The following is a 2,468-nucleotide window of genomic DNA, read 5'->3' on the forward strand; positions in this document are numbered from 1 at the left end:
GACCTGTGCGCAGCCCGGCCTGGGCTGCGTGCGGCTCTCCGCGGTCCGCGCCCGGCCCGGGCCGGACTCTCCTGTCGTGTACGCGGGCCGGCGCGCTCCCGGTGCGCTGTCGGCGGGGATCTTCGACACCATCTTCGCCGTCCAGGTGGCCTTGCTGATCGCGCTTGCGGCCTGGGCCGCCTGGAAGATCACCGGCCGGACCCTGAAGCCGGTGGAGGCCATCCGAGCCGACCTGGCCGCCATCAACTTCAACGACCTGAGCCGGCATGTCCCCGAACCCGCCAATCAGGAGGAGATCGCGCGCCTGGCCCGGACGGTGAACCAGACCCTCGGACGGCTCGAGCACGCGAGACGGGGCCTGGAACGATCGCTCGACCGGCAGCGCCAGTTCGCCTCCGACGCCTCACACGAGCTCCGCACGCCGATCACCGCTCTGCGGGCGCGGCTCGAGGAGGCACAGCTCTACCCTGACGACATCGACCGGCAGGCCATGCTGGAGCAGGCGCTCAGCGACGTCGACCGGTTGGAGTCGATCGCCACCGACCTGCTCCTGCTGGCCCGGCTGGGCGTCAACCTGCCCGACACGCTGGAGACCATCGACCTGGCCGAGCTGGTCCGGTCCGAGGTCGCCCGGCGGATGGACCCGCAGGCGGTGCGACTCCGCCTCGATTCCGGCGTCATGGTCGACGCGGTGCGACCCCAGATCAGCCGTCTGCTGGCCAACCTGCTCGACAACGCCCAGCGTCACGCCAGGCACACCATCGTCGCCGAGGTGCACAGCAACGGCGATCGAGCCGAGCTCGCGGTCACCGACGACGGAGGGGGGATCGCCGAGGCCGACCGTGAACGGATCTTCCAGCGCTTCACCCGCCTCGACCCCGCCCGGAGCCGCGACCAGGGCGGCGCGGGGCTCGGTCTGGCCATCGCGAGCGACATCGCCCACGTTCACCACGGCACCCTTCATATCGAGGATCCGCCCTCCGGCGGCGCCCGCTTCGTGCTCCGCCTCCCGCTCGTCGGGGTGTCCAACCCCGACGGAGACCGGTCATGACGGGGATGTGGTCTGCGGGGCGTGCTCGGTGGCGATGCGGGCCAGCTCGACCCGGGAGCCGATACCGAGTTTGCGGAAGATCTGCCGGAGATGGAACTTGACCGTGTGCGGGGAGATGAACATCTGCGTGGCGACCTGGGGGTTGGTGAGTCCCTGGGCGGCGAGCGTGGCGACGTTGCGCTCGGTGTCGGTGAGGCTGGCCCATCCTGAGACGGGGCGTTCGGATTGGGTCCAGTGGCGGCGCCGCACGCCGAGCCTGCGCAACCTGGCGCGGATGCGTGCCGCGTCGCGCCACGCACCGGTTCGCTGGTAGCCGTCGAGTGCGCGGTCGAGGCTCTGGACGGCCGCTGCATGGCCCGAGTCGCCGGCCGTGCGAGCGAGCAGGACACCGAGATCTTCGGCGGCGGAGGCGCGGCTCCACGGCCCGAGGTGGCCCGTGGCGGCGCGGTCCAGGGCGGCGCAGTCACCATGGAGGATGCCATGGGCGTGTGCGGCAGAGGCCGCGAGGCTGTCGAAGCCCGGGTTCTCGCGGGCGAGGTCTTCGGCCGTGGCGACGATGGCCTCGGCCTTGGAACGGTCTCCGAGGGCGAGCGTGATCCGGGTCAGCCAGCCCGCGGCATTGGGTTCCGCCATGAGCAGCCAGCGCCTTTCCAGGGGATCGGTGAACAGGACGTGAAGCTCGCCGATCGCCCTCTCGCGGTCGCACTGCGCCTCAGCGGCCACGGCCACGACGAAGTTGCCCCACCCCATTCCGTACATCACGCCCTGGCCCGCCTGATGCCGGGACTTGTAGTGCTCGACGTACCTGGCGGCGGAGTCGAGGTCACCGCGGCGCACCGCGACGATGATGAGCACGGCGATCCCCAGGAGGACGAACGCGCGCATGCCGAGCTCATCGGCCATGGCGAGGCCGGCCTGGGCCTCGGCCGCCGCGTCGTCGAGCCGGCCGGCGGCGAGCCGGAGCCGGGCGCGGAAGAGCGCGGGGCTGGCGGCGTGCACCGTGTGCCCGAGCGCCGTGATCTCCTCGTCGGCGGCGCGGAGCACGGTCTCTGCCTCGTCGATCTGCCGCATGTCCGTGAGCAGGGTGCCCAGGTGCAGGCGCGGGTGCGCATGCCGAGCCCGGATCGGCCCGGCGCCCGCGATGCGCACCGCTTCGCGGATATGAGCCATCGCGTCGGCGGCCCGTCCCTCGGCCCAGGCGATCGTGGTGAGCCGCATGTGCGCCCCGACCATGGCGGATTGGTTGCCGTGCTCCTCGGCGGACACGATGCCCTCCGCCCGCTTTCGCCATCGCCGGTAGTCCTGGCACGCGTACAGCGCTCGGAAGAGGATCTGTTCGGCGAGGCCACGCAGCTCAGCGGGAAGATCCTGCCGGCTGAGGGCCTTCTCGGCCTCGACCACCGCGTCGGCCGGCCGA

Annotated in this window: 2 protein-coding genes; one reads left to right on the forward strand and one right to left on the reverse strand. The window is 71.9% G+C overall.

Features of this window, described 5'->3' with window-relative positions; all coding sequences use genetic code 11:
- Window positions 1-1,051 (forward strand): sensor histidine kinase (locus HKK72_RS38550; RefSeq protein ID WP_187239318.1); only part of this gene is annotated, 1,051 nt, incomplete at its 5' end.
- Here the strand turns inward: HKK72_RS38550 and HKK72_RS38555 are convergent.
- Window positions 1,046-2,468, reverse strand: a 1,423-nt coding sequence (locus HKK72_RS38555) for a helix-turn-helix transcriptional regulator (protein ID WP_187239319.1), incomplete at its 5' end; no start/stop codon positions are given. The genes HKK72_RS38550 and HKK72_RS38555 overlap by 6 nt on opposite strands.

The organism is Actinomadura sp. HBU206391 (assembly GCF_014323665.1).
In the GTDB taxonomy this organism is placed as follows: Bacteria; Actinomycetota; Actinomycetes; order Streptosporangiales; family Streptosporangiaceae; genus Actinomadura_C.